Below are 1,920 nucleotides of genomic sequence, written 5' to 3'. Positions count from 1 at the left end.
GGTCGGGTAGCCGGGAGGAACCTCCCCTCCCGGCTCCCACAGATCCGTGCGTAAACCTCTCGACTTACACGGCTCTTGTCATCCTGGTCCCCAGGCACCCGAGACCCATTTCCAGTGAGCAAACATGCGGGGATACCGTTCGGTGATCTCCCGCAGCTTGCTCCTGGCTCTTTTCGATCCCTGTAGCCGTTTGTATTTCTTGCGGATCCATCGCACCAAGTAGGTGTTGATGCGCGCCAGGAGCGGATTCAGTGCCGACCGGTAGAACTGGCCGTAATACCGCATCCAACCCGCCACGATCGGATTGATCGCTTTAGCGATTTCCACAAAAGTGAAGTTGACTCGGCGATGAAGCCGCCAACCGCGAACTTCATTGCTGATCTTCTTCAAGGCATCCTTGCTGATCGCGGGCTGGAACGACAGAAAATACCCGCCGTTCGTGTCCCGCGCCTTGCGTGGCTGAAAAGTAAACCCCAAGAATGTGAACGACATATGCTCGTAATTCGATCGCCGCTTACCATCCTTGCAGTAGACTATTCTGGTCTTATCGGGATGCAACCGCAGCCCGACTTCCTCCATCCTGCTTGCGATTGCCGCCAACACCTCATGGGCCTGATTCTCGCTGAAGCAGTGCACCACGGCGTCATCCGCGTAACGTTCGAACTGGGCGGTCGGGTACTCCCGAGCCAGCCACGCGTCGAACGCATAATGCAGGAACAGATTCGCCAACACGGGCGAAACCGCTGACCCTTGTGGAGTTCCACGATCCCGCTGTTGCAAGGTCCCGTCGGGTAGCTGCAGTGGCGCTTCAAGCCACCGTTTTACATACAACAGCACCCAAGGGGCGTTGGTATGAGCCTTCACAGCTTTGATAACGAGGTCCCACCGGACACTGTCGAAGAACTTGGCGACATCGAGATCAATCACCCAGTTTCTCTTCCAGCAACGTCTCCGGCAGCGTTCTACCGCGTCCAGGGCAGACTTCCCGGGCCGGTAGCCGTAGGAATCCTCGTGGAAGACTGGTTCCACGCGAGCTTCCAGGTGGCGGGCCACCACGGTCTGGGCCACCCTGTCACCGACACATGGAATGCCGAGCATTCTCGTGCCGCCGCCATGCTGCTTCGGTATTTCCACCGCTCGCACCGGAGGCGGAAAGTACGTCCCTGATGACATCCGATTCCAAATCTTATAAAGATTGTTCTTCAGATCGGCCTCGAAGTCTTCGATGGACTGACCGTCCACTCCCGGTGCACCCTTATTTCTCTTCACCTGTTGAAACGCTTCCCAGACCTCCCACTTCGATATATCAAACGGCTTGCCTTGCGACTTCAGCTTGTCCATCGGACTCCTCCCGGACGCACCGGCCCGGTTGATCGAACAAACACAGCCACGGACGACCCTGCCCCTTGGCTCCCCTCCCATTACAGGAGTTTCATAGCTACTACGAACAGGTCCGCCAGCACACCCCGCAACGGTACTCAATCCCTCACGGTTTCAGCCGCTTGGGATGCTCCCTCTCGGCACCTCAATCACGGCGCCTATATCGGGAGATGCCTTCCCACGTTCCACGTGAAAGCAGCAGATCAGACTCGCGTTGCCTCTATGCCGGACACCGCCTGGCCAATCAGCGGGCACTCACCAGACTTATCCCGGAATTAAGAAGACACCCCGGTTTTGATGTCGTCTCATAGCTTTCGACACTTCAACAGCAATCGCCTTCCTGATCCCCACCTGACGCATCACGTGCGCCTTTTCCCACATCGCTCACTACGACAGTCTTCGGCTAACGCAGCATGTGGGCGGTTTAGAGCCTCCCCCCGCAGGGCGGCTCTGAAGGGCCATCACCTTCATCTTCCACGCAGCACCGCTTCAAGAAGCTCTACCTACATCACAAGCCCCTCTCCACGTTCGTGGCACACC

At 57.5% G+C, this 1,920-nt stretch carries 1 protein-coding gene; it reads right to left on the bottom strand.

What is annotated here, in order from left to right:
* Positions 1-78 precede the first annotated feature (78 nt).
* The gene (gene ltrA, locus ACFLIM_RS50090; protein ID WP_393177987.1) at positions 79-1,341 is read right to left on the bottom strand and encodes a group II intron reverse transcriptase/maturase; all 1,263 of its coding nucleotides are present in this window, start codon (positions 1,339-1,341) and stop codon (positions 79-81) included.
* Positions 1,342-1,920 lie beyond the last annotated feature (579 nt).

Origin of the sequence: Nonomuraea marmarensis (assembly GCF_043197025.1) — a bacterium.
GTDB lineage: Bacteria > Actinomycetota > Actinomycetes > Streptosporangiales > Streptosporangiaceae > Nonomuraea > Nonomuraea marmarensis.
This window is presented reverse-complemented; position numbering and strand designations above follow the sequence as displayed.